Genomic DNA, 15,673 nt, shown 5'->3' on the forward strand with positions numbered 1-15,673 from the left:
CAGCCTTGTTCCCTGGTGCGGTGCAACAAAAGTCCGAATCGATCATTCCATCCTCGTCCTAGCTGGCCTTGACGCCGCTTGCCAAGCGGTTGTAGCAGGCGGTGAGTGATCGATCACTCACAATTTTTCAGCGGACAATTTGCATGACGAAACGGGGACACGGAGTAGCGGTGCTCGCCCTGGCACTGGCTCTGGCGGCGTGCGGGGGCGGTAACCAGCAGCAACAGCAGCAGGGTGCACCGCAAGGCCCGCCGCAGGTCGGCTATGTCGTCGTGCGCGACCAGTCGGTGACGCTGACCACCGAACTGCCCGGCCGGACCACCGCCTATGAGACGTCCGAGGTGCGGCCGCAGGTCAACGGGCTGGTGCTCGACCGCCTGTTCGTCGAGGGCGACATGGTGCGCAAGGGCCAGCCGCTCTATCGCATCGATCCCGCGCCCTACCAGGCGCAGGTCGCCAGCGCCCGCGCCGCGCTGACCCGCGCGCGGGCCAGCATCGCATCGAGCGCCGCGCTCGCCCGCCGCTATGGCGAGCTGGTCAAGATCAACGCGGTCGCCCGCCAGGAACTGGAGAATGCGCAGACCAGCGCCGCCCAGGCGCAGGCGGACGTCGCCGCCCAGCAGGCGGCGCTGCGCACCGCGCAGATCGACCTTGCGCGCACGACCATCCGCGCGCCGATCTCGGGCCGTATCGGCCGCTCGCTGGTGACCACCGGCGCCCTCGTCTCCGCCGCGCAGACCAACGCGCTGGCGACGATCCAGCGGTTGGACCCCATCTATGTCGACATCCAGCAGTCGAGCGCCGACCTGCTCAAGCTGCGCCAGCAGATCATGAGCGGCCAGTTGACCCGGGACGGCAACGCCCGCGTCAAGCTGACGCTGGAGGACGGCACCGCCTACGGTCCCGAGGGCACGCTGCGCTTCGCCGACGTGACGGTCGATCCGACCACGGGATCGCAGGTGATCCGCGCGCTGTTCCCCAATCCCAACGGCCTGCTGCTGCCGGGCATGTTCGTGCGCGCGCAGCTGGTGCAGGGCACGCAGGCGAATGCGCTGCTGGTACCGCAACGGGCGGTCAGCCGTGACGAACGCGGCAACGCGACCACGATGGTCATAGGCAACGACGGCAAGGTGCAGCCGCGCACGTTGCAGACGAGCCGCACGATCGGCGACAACTGGCTGGTCACCGGCGGCCTGAAGGCCGGCGACAAGGTGATCGTCGAGGGCGGCATGATGCTGCGCCCCGGCATGGCCGTGCAGGGCAAGCCCTGGAACCCCAATGCCAAGCCTGCCGCGCAAGCGCCGCAGGGCCAGGCGCAGGCGCAGGCGAAGTAATCAGCCATGTCACGCTATTTCATCGATCGCCCGATCTTTGCCTATGTGCTGGCGATCGTGGTGATGCTGGCCGGGATCCTCGCGATCCGCAGCCTGCCCATCGCACAGTTTCCCGCGATCGCGCCGCCTGCGGTGTCGATCACCGCGACGTATCCGGGCGCGGATGCGCAGACGCTCGAGAATACGACGACCCAGATCATCGAGCAGCAGCTGAAGGGCATCGACAACCTTCGCTACTTCTCGTCCTCGTCGTCGTCGGCGGGCTCGGTGCAGATCATCCTGACCTTCGAACAGGGCACCGACCCCGACATCGCGCAGGTCCAGGTCCAGAACAAGCTGCAGGCGGCGACGCCGCTGCTGCCGCAGGAGGTGCAGAGGCAGGGGCTGATCGTCGCCAAGGCGACGCAGAACTTCCTGATGTTCGTCGGCCTCTATTCGGCGGACGGCAGCCACAATGATTCCGACCTGTCGGACTATATCGTCTCCAAGCTCCAGGACCCGCTTGCCCGCGTCAACGGCGTCGGCGACACGCAGGTGTTCGGATCGCAATATGCGATGCGCATCTGGGTCGATCCCATCAAGCTCAACAATTACGCGCTGACCATCGCCGACGTGACGAGCGCGATCACCGCGCAGAACGCGCAGGTGTCCGCCGGTCAGATCGGCGCACAGCCGGCGCCCAAGGAGCAGATGCTGAACGCCACCGTGTCGGTGGAATCACGGCTGACCAAGCCCGAGGAATTCGCCGCCATCCGCCTCAAGAGCAACACCGACGGATCGGTGGTGCGGCTGAGCGATGTCGCGCGGGTGGAGATCGGCGCGGAAAATTACGGCTTCTCCTCGCAATGGAACGGCAAGCCCGCGAGCGGCATCGGCATCAAGCTGGCGCCGGGCGCCAACGCGCTCACCACCGTCACCGCGGTGAAGGAGCGGGTGAACGCCATCGCCAAGCAGTTCCCGCCCGACGTCAAGGTCATCTACCCCTACGACACCTCGCCCTTCGTGCGGCTGTCGGTGGAGCAGGTGGTCCATACGCTGATCGAAGCGGTGGTGCTCGTCTTCCTCGTCATGTTCCTGTTCCTGCAGAACTGGCGCGCGACGCTGATCCCGACGATCGCGGTGCCGGTGGTGCTGCTCGGCACCTTCGCCATCCTGTCGGTCGCCGGCTATTCGATCAACACGCTGACCCTGTTCGGCACGGTGCTCGCTATCGGCCTGTTGGTCGACGATGCCATCGTCGTCGTCGAGAACGTCGAGCGCCTCATCACCACCGAGCATCTGACGCCCAAGGAAGCGGCGCGGAAATCGATGGACGAGATCACCGGCGCACTGATCGGCATCGCGCTGGTCCTGTCGGCGGTGTTCCTGCCGATGGCGTTCTTCGGCGGATCGACCGGCGTCATCTATCGCCAGTTCTCGATCACCATCGTCTCGGCGATGGTCCTGTCGATCGCGGTCGCGCTGATCCTGACGCCCGCCCTGTGCGCGACGATCCTGAAGCCGCACGATCCCAAGCGGGTCGAGGGCAACGGCCCGCTCGCCCGCTTCTTCCGCTGGTTCAACGACAAGTTCGACCGCGGGCAGGCCAAGTATGAGCGCGGGGTGCGCCGGACGGCGCGCAGCTGGAAGCGGTCGATGATCGTCTACCTGCTGATCGTGCTCGGCATGGGCGTGCTGTTCATGCGTCTGCCGACGGGCTTCCTGCCCGAAGAGGACCAGGGCATCATGATCGCGCTGGTGCAGGGCCCGCCGGGCGCCACCACCGCGCGTACCCAGAAGGGCCTCGACGCGATCAAGGACCATTTCCTCAGCCAAGAAGGCAACAACGTCCAAGGCGTGTTCACCGTCAACGGCTTCAGCTTCGCAGGCCAGGGCCAGAACAGCGGCATCGCCTTCATCCCGCTGAAATCGTGGGACCAGCGCGAAGGCGGCGCCAACAAGGCGCAGGCGATCGCCGGCCGTGCAATGGGTGCGCTGTCGCAGTTCAAGGACGCGATGATCTTCGCGGTCATCCCGCCTGCCGTGCAGGAACTCGGCAACGCGACCGGGTTCGACCTCCAGCTCGTCGATCAGGCCGGCATCGGACACGCCAAGTTGATGGAGGCCCGCAACATGATGCTGGGCATGGCGAGCCAGGACAAGTCGATGGTCGGCGTGCGTCCCAACGCGCTCGACGACGCGCCGCAGCTCAAGATCGACGTCGATCAGGACAAGGCGCGCGCGCTCGGTCTTGATCTGTCGACGGTCAACAACACGATCTCGACCGCCTGGGGCGGCGCCTATGTCAACGACTTCATCGATCGCGGCCGCGTGAAGCGCGTCTACATCCAGGCCGACGAACCCTATCGTCTGAAGCCCGAGGATGTCGGCAACTTCTACGTCCGTGGCGCGACCGGCACGATGGCGCCGTTCACCGCCTTCTCGACGCTGTCGTGGAAGCAGGCACCGGCGCAGCTGACCCGCTACAATGGGTTGCCCTCGATGGAGATCCTCGGCGCGCCCGCACCGGGAGTCTCGTCCGGCGCGGCGATGAAGGCGATGGAGGCGATCCACGCCAAGCTGCCGCCGGGTACCGCGCTCGAATGGACCGGCCTCAGCTATGAGGAGCGGCTGTCGGGTGGCCAGGCGCCGGCGCTCTACGGGCTGTCGCTGCTGATCGTCTTCCTCTGCCTCGCCGCGCTGTACGAAAGCTGGTCGGTGCCGATCTCGGTGCTGCTGGTGGTGCCGCTGGGCGTGCTCGGCGCCGTGCTGGCGGCGACGCTGACCGGCCTCAACAACGACATCTACTTGCAGGTCGGCCTCATCACGACGATCGGCGTCTCGGCGAAGAACGCGATCCTGATCGTGGAGTTCGCGGAGGAGCGGATCAACGAGGGCATGAAGCCGTTCGACGCGGCGATCGAGGCGGCCAAGCTGCGCCTGCGGCCGATCCTGATGACCAGCCTTGCCTTCGTCTTCGGCGTGCTGCCGCTGGCGATCTCGACCGGGGCCGGTGCGGGCGGGCAGAACGCCATCGGCCGCGCCGTGGTCGGCGGCATGCTGTCGGCGACGATCCTCGCCATCTTCTTCGTGCCGATGTTCTTCGTCGTCGTCCTGCGCCTGTTCGGGCACGGCGGCGAGGAGGGCGGCGACGGCCACCCGGCGAAGGACGAGCCGCGCGACGGGGATGAACCCCACCACCAGCCTGCGCCCCAGGGAGCGTAAGACGTGACGTACAGCAAGATCATCCTCGGCCTGCTCGGCGCGACTGCGCTCGCCGGCTGCAACCTGGCTCCCACTTACGTCCGCCCGGTCGGCGCCGTGCCTGCGGCGCTGCCACAGGGCGGCGTCTATCCGGCGGCGACGACCGATGCGCCCGACGTGACCAAAATCGGTTGGCGCACCTTCTTCACCGACGAGCGGCTGCGCAGCACCATCGCGCTGGGGCTGGAGAACAACCGCGATCTTCGCGTCGCGGCCGCCAACGTGCTGCAGGCGCGCGCCCAATATCGCATCCAGCGCGCCGACCTGGTGCCGTCGACCACGGCGTCGGGATCGGGGACCTATACCAACAACATCTTCGGCGGCGCGACGGCGGGTGCCGGAGCCGGGGCAGGGGCGGGCACGGGAACTGGCGCCGGGACCGGTGCCGGTGCCGGAACGGGCGTCGGCACCGGAGCGGGTGCAGGGGCTGGCGCGAACGTCGGCTCGACCTCGTCGAACCTGGAATTCTACTCGGCCAACGTCGGCTTTTCGGCGTTCGAACTCGACCTGTTCGGTCGCATCCGCAACCTCAATCGCGCGGCGCTGGAACAATATTTCGCGACCGAGGAGGCGCAGCGTTCGACGCGGATCAGCCTGATCGCGGAGATCGCGACGGCATGGCTGACGCTGGCGTCGGATCAGGACCAGCTGCGCATCTCGACCGAATCGCTGAAGTCGTTCGAGCAATCGCTGGAATTGACCCGCGCACAGTTCCGCATCGGCGTCGCCTCCGAACTGGAGGCACGGCAGGCGGAAACGACCTATCAGGCGGCGCGCAACGATATCGCGGTGCTGAAGACGCGGGTGGCGCAGGACAAGAATGCGCTCGACCTGCTGGTCGGCACGCCGGTCGGCACCGAACTGCTGCCGCAGGGCCTCGGCACGGGTGATGCGGCGTTGCAGGTGCTGCCCGCCGGCATCGCCTCCGACGTGCTGCTGCGGCGGCCGGACGTGCTCCAGGCCGAGCATCAGCTGATCGCGCAGAACGCCAATATCGGCGCGGCGCGCGCGGCGCTGTTTCCGCGCATCTCGCTGACCGCGACGCTGGGGACGATCAGCACGGCGCTTTCGGGACTCTTTGCCGGCGGCAGCTTCACCTACACCGGATCACCGTCGGTTTCTCTGCCGCTGTTCGATGGCGGCCGGCTGCGCGGCAACGTCGACCTCGCCCGCGCGCAGCAGCAGGCGGCGGTGTCGACCTATGAAAAGACGGTGCAGACCGCGTTCCGCGAGGTCGCCGATGCGCTGGCACAGCGCGGCACGATCGACGAGCAGATCGCGGCGCAGTCCGCCCGCGTCGAGGCCGCGACCGTCGCGTTGCGCATCTCCGACGCGCGCTATCGGGCGGGTGTGGAGTCGTTCCTGACGACGCTCGACTCGCAGCGCACCGCTTATGCGGCGCAGCAGCAGCTGGTGACGACGCGGCTGAACCGCGGGAGCAACCTCGTCGAGCTGTACCGATCGCTGGGCGGCGGGCTGGAGTAGGCGCGGCTCGTTCAGGCGCGTGCGTCTGTTCCGCAGCAATCCGTCACCCCGGACTTGGTCCGGGGTCCACCGCTCCGCATATCCCATAGCTCCGAATGTGCGGAACGGTGGATGCCGGAACGAGCCCGGCATGACGGGTAGGCGCTGAGGCGGCCTGCGCTTCTCCCCACGCCTTTATTGCTCACGCCGCGTGCGCGTGCGCCGTTCCGATCGGGGCGAGGCTGTCGAGGAACTGGCGGGCGCTGTTCGCCCAGGTGAAGCGGCGGGCGTAGGCGACGCAGGCGGCGCGGTCGCGGGGGAGGGCGGCGGCGATCGCGACATGCAGGTCGGCGTCGATCGCGCCGACGTTCGCGTTGAGCACATCGACCGGCCCCGGCGCAGGCAAGGCGGCGACCGGAGTGCCGCAGGCCAGCGCCTCGATCATCACCAACCCGAACGTGTCGGTGAGGCTGGGGAAGACCAGCACGTCCGCGCTGCGGTAGGCGGCGGCGAGCGCCGGGCCGAAGCGCGGCCCCATGAACTCCGCGTCGGGGTAGCGCGCCGCCAGCGCCGCGTGCGCCGGGCCATCGCCGACCACGACCTTGGTACCCGGCACGTCGGCTGCGAGGAAGGCGGCGATATTCTTCTCCACCGCGATGCGCCCGACGTAGAGCAGGATCGGGCCAGCAAGCGCATCGATCGCCGGGTCGGTGGCACCATCGGCGGAGAAGAGGGTGAGATCCACGCCGCGGCCCCAGCGCCGCACCTGAGGCAGGCCGTGTTCGCGCAGCACCGCGTCGACCGACGGCGTCGAGGACAGGATCGCATCGGCGGGTCCGTGGAACCAGCGGATGTAGCGCCAGATCCACTGCGCGTTCACTCCGGTGCGCGCCGCGACGTAATCGGGAAACTGGGTATGGTAGGCGGTGGTGAAGCGCAGCCCCTCGGCCACGCACCAGCGCCGCGCCGCGAGGCCGAGCGGCCCTTCGGTGGCGATATGGATCGCATCGGCGTCGAAGGCGCGGATCAGCTGGCCGACGGTGCGCCGACCGGCAAGCGCGAGGCGGATTTCGGGATAGCTCGGGCAGGGCAGGCTGGCGAAGCGGTCGGGCGAGACGACGAGCAGTTCGTTGCCCTGCGCCTCCAGTTCGCGCTTGATCGCGGTGAGGGTGCGGACCACGCCGTTGACCTGCGGGCTCCAGGCGTCGGTGACGAGCGCGATCCGCATCAGGCGGCTGCCACCGCGAGCCGGTCGTGGGCGTCGCGCGCGGCGATCTCGTCCGCCCAGTGCAGCAATTCCATGCGGCCGTCGAAATGCTCGACCAGCGCGGTGCAGCCCTCCACCCAGTCGCCGTCGTTGTAATAGGCCACATCGCCGATGGTCCGGATCTCGGCGGTGTGGATGTGGCCGCAGACCACGCCGTCGACGCCGCGCGAACCCGCAGCGTGCGCCACCACCTCCTCGAAATGCGAGATGAAGGCGACGGCGTTCTTGACCTTTGCCTTGGCATGCTTGGACAGCGACCAATAGGGCAGGCCCAGGCGACGGCGGGCGGCGTTGACCCAGCGGTTCACCACCATCAGCGCGGTATAGGCGCTGTCGCCGATCAGCGCGACCCAACGGTGGGCGAGGGTGATCGCGTCGAATTCGTCGCCATGGAGGACGAGCAGGCGCCGCCCGTCCGCGGTGGTGTGGATCGCCTTGCGCCGGATTTTGACGCCGCCGAAATCCAGCCCGGCGAACTGGCGGAACACCTCGTCATGGTTGCCGGGGATGTAGGTGACGCGCGTGCCGCGCTTCGCGCGCTTCATCAGCCGCCAGACGACGTCGTTGTGGCTGGCCGGCCAGTAGAAGCGCTTCTTGAGGCGCCAACCGTCGATCATGTCGCCGACGAGGTAGAGCTGGTCGCTGTCGACATGGTCGAGGAAGTCGATCAGCATCTCGGCATTGCAGCCACGCGTGCCGAGGTGGACGTCCGAAATCCAGATCGTGCGGTAGCGGCGGCGGGTGACGCCCGTCCGCTCCGGCTGCGTTGGCCGGTGGGGCACGAAGGCGAGGATGTCGGCGCTTGCGTGATCGGTGGTGGTCATCGTCGGCCCCCCGGGAACATGCTGTTCCCCGGGGGGCGTCATGCCAGCGCGATGTTACGTGCCGGTCACGAATGCGTGACGGAAACGTTGCGCCGTCAGCTCGCGATCACCCCGCGTAACCCCGTCAGCAGGATCCAGTAGAGCACGCCGGCGAGCAGCATCGCGGCGGGCAGCGTCATCACCCAGGCAAGCGCCATGTTGCGGATGGTGCGCCACTGCAGCCCGGCACCATTGGCAACCGAGGCGCCGGCGACACCGGACGACAGGATGTGCGTGGTCGATACCGGCATGCCGCCGAACCGGTCGGCAAGCAGGATCGTGACCGCTGTCACCAGTTCGGCCGACATGCCCATGCCATAGGTGAGGTGCGTCTTGCCGATCCGTTCGCCGACGGTGACGACGATCCGCCGCCAGCCGATCATCGTGCCGAGGCCGAGCGCGATGGCGACCGTCACCTTGACCCACAGCGGGATGTAGCGCGTGCCCTGTTCCAGCGCGCCGGCATAGCTCTTGATCCCGTCGATCTCCTGCGCGGTGAAGCGGCCTTGCGCGCCCTTGTCGGCGACCACCATCTTGCTGGCGTCGAGCACCAGATACATGTCGCCGCGCAAATTGGGGGTAGCGGCGGCGGGAACCTTGCCGAGCGAGCCGTAGCTCGCCAGCTGGTCGCCGACGTCGCGCGACAGCGACGACAGCGCGCCATAGACCGCGGGCGTATCGATGCGGCGGGTGGCGAGCCCCTGCGTCACGGTGGCGCGGGCGACGTCGATCGAGCGCGGTTCGGGGCCGGGCTGGCGGGCGAAGATCGCCTCCGCCGCGCGCGCCTGCGCGACGAAGGCGGGGGTGGCGCTTTCGGGGACGGTGCGGTTCAGCGCATAGGCGGTCGGCGCGCAGCCGATCAGGATCAGCATGATGAGCCCCATGCCCTTCTGCCCGTCGTTGCTGCCATGCGCGAAGCTGACCGCGGTACAGGTGAGGATCAGCGTGGCGCGGATGCCGCGCGGTGGCGGCGCATCGGTGCGCGGTTCGCGATAGAGCTTGGGATCGCGCAGGAAGCGCTTCATCACCAGCAGCAGGACGAGCGCGCCGGCAAAGCCGATCAGCGGGCTGAACAGCAGCGCCGACAGCACTTTCTCCGCCTGGTGCCAGTCGACGCCCGAGGTGCCGCCGTTCCCACGCGACAGCAGCTGGTTGGCGAGGCCGACGCCGAGGATCGATCCGATCAGCGCATGGCTCGACGAATTGGGCAGGCCGACGTACCAGGTCGCGAGGTTCCACAGCACGGCGGCGAGCAGCAGCGCGAAGATCATCGCGAAACCGCCAGCCGAGCCGATGTGCAGGATCAGCTCCACGGGCAGCAGCGTGATGATCGAATAGGCGACCGCGCCCGACGACAGCAACACGCCCAGGAAGTTGAAGAACCCCGACCACACCACCGCGAGCGGCGCGGGCATGGCGTGGGTGTAGATCACCGTCGCCACCGCATTGGCGGTATCGTGGAAGCCGTTGACGAATTCGAAGCCCAGCGCGATCAGTAGCGCAAGGCCGAGGAACAGGAACACACTGGTCGCCAGCGTCTCGCCCACCTCCGCGGTATCGGCGATGATGCTGCCGCCGGCATAGCCGAGCGCGCCGACCAGCACGGCGAGGAAGATCCAGCGTCCGGCCGGATGGAGATGCCCATCCAGCCGCGGACCCCGCGACGGCGCCGGGGCGGGAGTTGCGGATACCATGGTTGCCATGATGCGTGCGTGGACCCGGGATGTGACGAGTCCGTGACAACGTAGATCAAGGTGCGAGGTTGCGACGGGGGAGGCGTGGCGCTGCCGCCATCCTCCAATCAGTCAACGTCATCCCCGTTGCGCGAGGATTACGGACGTTGGATGTCTAGCGAAAGCGCTACGCCGTCCCCATCACCTGCACCGCGAACCGCTCCATCTCCTCCTCCTGCGGGCTCATCTGGAGCAGCAGCAGGTCGAGGCCGGCGGCTTCATATTCGGCGATCCGCTCCTTCAGCTGTTCGGGCGTGCCGACCAGATTGGGGCGCAGGCCGCGGTTGGAGACGGAATATTCCTGGATCTTGAGTTCCCGCTCCAGCTGCGTGCCCGACAGCCATTGATCGAAATTGGCGTAGCCGGCGGGCAGTTCGCTGACGGTGGTGATCCGCTCCAGTTCGCGCTTCGCCTCCGCCTCGCTGTCGCGGACGATGGCATAGGCCGCCATGCCGTAGCGCATCGGAGCGCCGCCGGCCGCCGCGCGCCGCGCCGCCATGTCGGCGATCTTGGGTGCGATCGCGCCGACCGGGTCGCCGTGCATGACATAGGCGTCGCCTTGCGCGGCGATCATCGCCTTGGCCTTTTCGCTCTCGCCGCCGGCATAGACGGTCGGGCGGCGCACCGGCTTGGGCGCGCAGATCGCGTCCTCGGTGCGGTAGAATTGTCCTTCGAAGCTGAAGCGCTCCTGCGTCCATAGGCCGTCGACGACGGTCAGCCATTCCTCGGTGCGCGCATAGCGATCGTCGTGCTGATCGAATTGCAGGCCATATTGCCGCGCCTCGTCCGCCCACCAGGAGGAGACGACGTTGAGCGCGAGCCGGCCGCCGGAGATGCGATCGATGTTGGCGGCGGCCTTGGCGAACAGGGCGGGATGGTGGAAATTGGGGCGGACGGCGACCATCAGCTCGATCCGTTCGGTCACTGCGGCCAGCGCCGCGGCGGTCGACCACGCATCGAGCGCCGGCTGTTCGATGCCCTTGATATCGTTGAGGTTGAGCTCCGCAATCAGGCTGAGGTCATAGCCCCAGCGTTCCGCGTTGAGCGTCAGCCGCTTGGCATAGTCCCAGCTCGCCTCCATCCCCTCGTCGGGTACGTTGCGCAGCCAGCCGCCGAACACGGGCATCCAATAGCCGTAGCGCATCACAGGTCCTTCGACAGGGTGAGGAGATAATCGACCAGCCGGTCATGCGGATCATAGCCCAGAACCTCATGCGGCTTGGCCACGAAGTTCGACAAGGCATTGATATCGTAGAAACGCGCGACGCCATCGCGATCGTCGATCATCGCCTCGACGCCGCCAACGTCGAGATCGACCGCGCGCGCGATCCGTTCGGCCCCCTCGACCAGCGCGGGCGGCGGGGTGACCGCGGTCATCGCGATGCCGCTGCCCGGTACGACGCAGGCGTCGGCGGGGCAGAGGTCGAAGGCGCCGCCGCCCGCCACGTCGATCGCGTACAGGAAGCGGCGGTCGAGCGTTTCGATGCGGGTGATCGTGCCGCCGCGGGCGGGAACGTAATCCTGCACCAGCAGCACGCCGTCGATGCTGGTCGGCAGCCCGCCGTCGGCCACGGCGGCGCGCAGGTCTTCCATAGCATCGAAGCGGACGATGCCGGCGCCCGAACCGCCGATATTGGCCTTCACGACCAGCGGGAAGCCGATGCTCGCCGCCGCCGCTTCGACGTCGGCGGCACGGTGCACGACGCGCGTTTCGGGAATCGCGAGGCCGAGCCCGGCGATCAGCGACAATTGCCGGGCCTTGGACGAATCGATCGCCAGCACGTCCGGGCCGTTGACGATCCGCGCGCCGCCGCGCCGCCAGTGATCGAGCAGGGCGGCGGCGTGAAAGATCGGATGCTCGCCGCTGCGCAGGAAGCTCGACATCGCGATCCGGTTGAAGACCAGCGGTGCGGGGGGATGCGAATCGACGGGGTTCCAGTCGCCGTCGGGCTTCAGCGCGCGATAGGCGACACCGCGCCGGTCGAGCGCGGCGAAGAGCGGCACGAACCAGGCGGGATGTTCGTAGAGGATGGCAAGATCGGTCATGGCTACAGGCGCTTAGCGGATGGATCGGGCGGGCGGAAAGCCCGGACTTGGATCAATGACAGATCGCTCGTGGTGGCCTATGCACCGCGGCGTGATGTCGCTCCGCCGCCTGCTGCTGGACCGTCGCCGGCTGGTCTTCCTGCTGGCGCTGACGGCATTGGCGGTGAAGCTGCTGGTGCCGAGCGGCTTCATGGTCGGCATGGTCGACGGTCGCGCCATGTTGCAGGTGTGCAGCGGCGTGATGCCGGTCGAGCCCGAACCGATGGCGCATATGCACCATCGCACCCCGACACACGACGATCGGCAGCATCCGGCGGCGGAGATGCCGTGCCCCTATGCCGCGCTGGCGCAGGCGGCGGTCACGCCGGTCGATCCGCTGGTGCTCGCCGTAGCTCTGGCCTTTGCTCTGGCGCTGGGGTTGCGGATCGTCGCGGGGCCGCGGGTCACCGCTGCGCCACGCCTGCGGCCGCCCTCGCGAGCGCCACCGATCCTCGCCTGATCCACCGATATCACAGACATGGCGCGGCGTCCGGGAGAGGGCGCGCGCCCGGATCAGGACCAGCATCGATGACCCCATTTCCTACCGCGGCGGCGGCGGCCGCGGCGCTTGCCTGCGCGACACCGGCGGTCGCGCAGACCGCCGACCACGCCCATGATGCCGCGGACGTCGCCCGCGATACCAGCTTCTCGGTCGGCGACATCGTCGTCACCGCACGAGACATGGCGCGCAGCGCCAGCCCGGTCCTCACCTCAGTCGATCGTCTCGGCGGCGACATTGCGCAGCGACAGAGCGTCGACAACACCTGGGAACTGTTCGCCCGGCTGCCCGGCGTCTCGCTGACCGACTTCAACCAGGGCACCACCTCCGGCCGCTTCTCGATCCGCGGGTTCAACGGGGAGGGGGAGATCAACGCGGTCAAGCTGCTGATCGACGGCATCCCCGGCAACGCCAACGACGGCGGCATGATGTTCATCGACGACGTCATGCCGCTCGACATCGCGCAGATCGATCTGGTGCGCGGTACGGCCGATCCACGCTACGGTCTGCATGCGATCGCCGGCAGCGCCAATATCGTGACGCGGATCGGCGGCAACTACCTGGACGTGCGCGGGCTCGGCGGCGCGTTCGGCACCGCCGAGGGGCAGCTTGCCGCCGGCGTCGAGACGGGGCGGCTGAGCCAGAATTACTTCGTCGGCTATCGCCGCAGCGGCGGTTTCCGCGATCATTCGGCGCTGGAGCGGGTCAGCCTCGCCGGCAAATGGTTCTACGATTGGGGCGGCGTACGGCTGGGGGGCATCGCACGGGTGTCGCAGGCGGATGCCGAGGAGCCGGGCTATCTGATCGATGCCGACGCCTTTACCAACCGACGCCGCTCCTATGCGGTGTCGGCGAGCGACGGCGGCCGCCGACAGCTCGATCAATACAGCCTGCATCTCGACGCCGACCTGACCCGCGACCTGGGGTTCAGCGCCAAGGCCTATGCCAACGGGCTGGAGGACGACCGCTACGTCCGCTTCTCCGCCGCGGTCGCGCAGCAGCGGCGGCTGACCCGCGAACAGCAATATGGCGGCATCGCGACGCTGCATTACCAACCCAGCGTCGCCTTCGTGCACCGGCTGATGCTGGAGGCCGGCGGCGACGTGCAGGTGCAGGACAACGAGAGCCTGCGCTGGCTGACCGCCAACCGCAGGATCACCAGCCAGACGCGCGACCAGGCCTTCGCGCTGACGGTCGCGGGTGGCTATGTGCAGGCGGTGGTGGAGCCGACCGCCTGGCTCAGCATCACGCCGGGCTGGCGTTTCGACACCGTGTCCGGGCACCTCGACAACCGATTGAACGGGCAGCGCTATCCGATCAATGCTTATGGCACGATCAGCCAGCCCAAGATCAGCGTCGCGATCACCCCGGCCGCCGGTGTGACGGCCTATGGCAATTACGGGCGGACCTTTCAGATCGGCGTCGGGGCGGGCGCCTATAAGGTGCCGCCGCGCACCACCGACCTCGCGCCCTCGATCAACGAAGGCTGGGAGGCGGGCGTGAAATTCGCGCGCGGGCGCTGGCTTGAGGCGCGCGTGGCGGTGTGGGAACAGACCGCGAGCGGCGAGATCAAGCGGCTGCTCAACGATCCCTCCGGCGATAGCGCCAACCTGGGCTCGACGCGGCGGCGCGGGCTCGACGTACAGCTGAGCGTCACGCCGGTGGCGGGTGCCAATCTGTGGGGCGCCTATTCCTACCAGCATGCGCGCATCATCGTGCCCGATCCCGCCACGCCGTCGCAGGCGGGCAATTGGATCGACCATGTGCCGCAGAACCTGTTCTCGGGCGGCCTGGACGTGACGCCGGCGGCGCGCTGGCGCGTCTCGCTGTGGGGTAACGGCCAGTCCAGCTACGCGCTGACGCCGGCCAACACCCTGCCGCGCTACGGCGCCTATCTGGTGGTGACGGGCGAGGTGGCGTGGCGGGTGCTCCCCAGGCTGGAGGTGGCGGCGCAGCTCAAGAACATCGGCGACCGGCAGTACGAATACGTCTGGTACGATGGGACGCAGGTGCTGCATTCGCCGGCGGACGGGCGCGCGCTCTACGGCAGCATGCGGCTGACGCTGTGACGACGCCGGTGCAGCGGGTGCGCGTCGCGGTGCGGCGCGTGCACCTGTGGCTGGGGCTGAGCGTCGGGCTGCTGTTTGCGGTGACCGGGCTGACCGGCAGCGTGCTGGTCTTCTATCCCGAGATCGACGGCGCGCTGCATCCCGGCCTGTCCGGTGTCGCCGCGGGCGTGCGGCCGCCATCGTGGCAGGCGGTCTACGATGCGCTGCACCGCGCCGAACCGCAGCGGACGGGGGCGTGGCGGATCGAGGTGACGCCGGACGGCGGGCCGATTCCGGTACGCTATTATACGCCGGTCGAGACGCGGGGTCAGGCGTTCGCGCCGCTGATGCTGTGGCTCGATCCCGGCAGCCTGCAGGTGGTGCGGCGCGGCTTCTGGGGCGGCTATGCGACGACGTGGATCTACGATCTGCATTACCGGCTGCTGCTGGAAGCGCCGGGGGCGATCGGAATGGGGATCGCCGGCATCGTGATGCTGGCGATGCTCGTCACCGGCCTATGGGCATGGTGGCCGCGGATCGGCGGGTGGCGGCGCTCGCTCGCCTGGAAGCGGCAGGCATCGCGGTCGCGGCGATTGTACGACCTGCACAAATGGGCCGGACTGGCGGGGGCACCGGTGCTGCTGGTGGTGACGGCGACGGGCGCGATGCTCGACCTGCCCGATCAGGTGCATCCGCTGGTGGAGCGGGCCTCGCCGCTGTTCGCGACGCCAAGGCCGGTCAGCGTGCCGCGCCCCGGAGGGTTCCTGCCGCTCGATGCGCTGGTACGTCGCGCGGAGGCACGGCTGCCGGGGGCGGCGCTTGCCTGGATCGAGACGCCCCCCGACACGCGCGGCACGGTGCGCGTCAACCTGATGGTGGCGGGCGAGCCGAGCCGGCGGTTCCCGCGCAGCAACGTGTGGCTCGATCCGTACGATGGGCGGGTGCTGGCGGTGCGCGACGAACGGGCGGACTCGGCGGGCGACACGGTGCTCGCCTGGCTGCATCCGCTGCATGGCGGCGAGGCGCTGGGGCTCGCCGGGCGCTGGCTGGTGTTCGCGTCGGGGCTGCTGCCGGCGCTGCTGTTCGGCACCGGGCTGTGGCGATGGGCGTTGCGGCGTTCGCACATGCAGCATTAAT

Annotated in this window: 11 protein-coding genes; 6 read left to right on the forward strand and 5 right to left on the reverse strand. The window is 68.4% G+C overall.

All coding sequences use genetic code 11. The annotated features are described in order from the left end of the window. Positions 1 to 143: 143 nt before the first annotated feature. From AC4GY7_RS06405 to AC4GY7_RS06415, 3 genes are read left to right on the forward strand one after another with little or no spacing between them, the layout of a single operon-like run. On the forward strand, positions 144 to 1,334 hold the full coding sequence (locus AC4GY7_RS06405; RefSeq protein WP_491112580.1) for an efflux RND transporter periplasmic adaptor subunit: 1,191 nt from the start codon (positions 144 to 146) through the stop codon (positions 1,332 to 1,334). Positions 1,335 to 1,340: 6 nt separating this feature from the next. Further along, on the forward strand, positions 1,341 to 4,538 hold the full coding sequence (locus AC4GY7_RS06410; protein WP_491112581.1) for an efflux RND transporter permease subunit: 3,198 nt from the start codon (positions 1,341 to 1,343) through the stop codon (positions 4,536 to 4,538). 3 nt (positions 4,539 to 4,541) lie between these two features. Further along, positions 4,542 to 6,062 (forward strand): efflux transporter outer membrane subunit, encoded by a 1,521-nt coding sequence (locus AC4GY7_RS06415; RefSeq protein WP_491112583.1) that lies wholly within the window; start codon positions 4,542 to 4,544, stop codon positions 6,060 to 6,062. A 181-nt stretch (positions 6,063 to 6,243) separates the two neighbouring features. Here AC4GY7_RS06415 and AC4GY7_RS06420 read toward each other — a convergent pair whose 3' ends face one another. From AC4GY7_RS06420 to AC4GY7_RS06440, 5 genes are all read right to left on the reverse strand, one after another. Continuing rightward, entirely contained in the window at positions 6,244 to 7,269 is a 1,026-nt protein-coding gene (locus tag AC4GY7_RS06420; protein WP_491112585.1) for a glycosyltransferase family 4 protein, read from the reverse strand. Next, positions 7,269 to 8,132, reverse strand: coding sequence for a UDP-2,3-diacylglucosamine diphosphatase (locus AC4GY7_RS06425; protein ID WP_491112587.1), 864 nt, complete (start codon positions 8,130 to 8,132; stop codon positions 7,269 to 7,271). Before AC4GY7_RS06425 ends, AC4GY7_RS06420 begins: the two co-directional genes overlap by 1 nt. A gap of 95 nt (positions 8,133 to 8,227) precedes the next feature. Continuing rightward, a complete protein-coding gene (locus tag AC4GY7_RS06430; protein ID WP_491112588.1) occupies positions 8,228 to 9,874 on the reverse strand; it encodes an inorganic phosphate transporter in 1,647 nt (548 codons plus the stop codon). 157 nt (positions 9,875 to 10,031) lie between these two features. Further along, a complete protein-coding gene (locus tag AC4GY7_RS06435) occupies positions 10,032 to 11,048 on the reverse strand; it encodes an LLM class flavin-dependent oxidoreductase (protein WP_491112589.1) in 1,017 nt (338 codons plus the stop codon). After that, positions 11,048 to 11,950: an ATP-grasp domain-containing protein gene (locus AC4GY7_RS06440; RefSeq protein WP_491112591.1), complete on the reverse strand. Its 903-nt coding sequence runs from the start codon at positions 11,948 to 11,950 to the stop codon at positions 11,048 to 11,050. Before AC4GY7_RS06440 ends, AC4GY7_RS06435 begins: the two co-directional genes overlap by 1 nt. 94 nt (positions 11,951 to 12,044) lie before the next feature. On the opposite strand from AC4GY7_RS06440, the gene AC4GY7_RS06445 reads away from it, so the two are divergent. The 3 genes from AC4GY7_RS06445 to AC4GY7_RS06455 all read left to right on the forward strand — a co-directional run bounded on the left by AC4GY7_RS06445 (position 12,045) and on the right by AC4GY7_RS06455 (position 15,672). After that, positions 12,045 to 12,449 carry a DUF2946 family protein gene (locus tag AC4GY7_RS06445; protein ID WP_491112592.1) on the forward strand — a complete coding sequence of 135 codons (405 nt, stop codon included), beginning with the start codon at positions 12,045 to 12,047 and terminating at the stop codon, positions 12,447 to 12,449. 68 nt (positions 12,450 to 12,517) lie between these two features. Further along, positions 12,518 to 14,557: a TonB-dependent receptor gene (locus AC4GY7_RS06450; protein WP_491112593.1), complete on the forward strand. Its 2,040-nt coding sequence runs from the start codon at positions 12,518 to 12,520 to the stop codon at positions 14,555 to 14,557. Next, positions 14,554 to 15,672: a PepSY-associated TM helix domain-containing protein gene (locus AC4GY7_RS06455; protein WP_491112595.1), complete on the forward strand. Its 1,119-nt coding sequence runs from the start codon at positions 14,554 to 14,556 to the stop codon at positions 15,670 to 15,672. The genes AC4GY7_RS06450 and AC4GY7_RS06455 overlap by 4 nt, the downstream gene beginning before the upstream one ends. Position 15,673: the final 1 nt, after the last annotated feature.

This window comes from Sphingomonas sp. SP5 (assembly GCF_058313455.1).

What these genes read in the sequence shown, in the direction of transcription:
- AC4GY7_RS06420 (WP_491112585.1), bottom strand. Translation starts at nt 7,269, where the DNA reads ATGCGGATCGCGCTCGTCACCGACGCCTGGAGCCCGCAGGTCAACGGC.
- AC4GY7_RS06445 (WP_491112592.1), top strand. Translation starts at nt 12,045, where the DNA reads ATGTCGCTCCGCCGCCTGCTGCTGGACCGTCGCCGGCTGGTCTTCCTG.
- AC4GY7_RS06440 (WP_491112591.1), bottom strand. Translation starts at nt 11,950, where the DNA reads ATGACCGATCTTGCCATCCTCTACGAACATCCCGCCTGGTTCGTGCCG.
- AC4GY7_RS06405 (WP_491112580.1), top strand. Translation starts at nt 144, where the DNA reads ATGACGAAACGGGGACACGGAGTAGCGGTGCTCGCCCTGGCACTGGCT.
- AC4GY7_RS06410 (WP_491112581.1), top strand. Translation starts at nt 1,341, where the DNA reads ATGTCACGCTATTTCATCGATCGCCCGATCTTTGCCTATGTGCTGGCG.
- AC4GY7_RS06425 (WP_491112587.1), bottom strand. Translation starts at nt 8,132, where the DNA reads ATGACCACCACCGATCACGCAAGCGCCGACATCCTCGCCTTCGTGCCC.
- AC4GY7_RS06430 (WP_491112588.1), bottom strand. Translation starts at nt 9,874, where the DNA reads ATGGCAACCATGGTATCCGCAACTCCCGCCCCGGCGCCGTCGCGGGGT.
- AC4GY7_RS06435 (WP_491112589.1), bottom strand. Translation starts at nt 11,048, where the DNA reads ATGCGCTACGGCTATTGGATGCCCGTGTTCGGCGGCTGGCTGCGCAAC.
- AC4GY7_RS06450 (WP_491112593.1), top strand. Translation starts at nt 12,518, where the DNA reads ATGACCCCATTTCCTACCGCGGCGGCGGCGGCCGCGGCGCTTGCCTGC.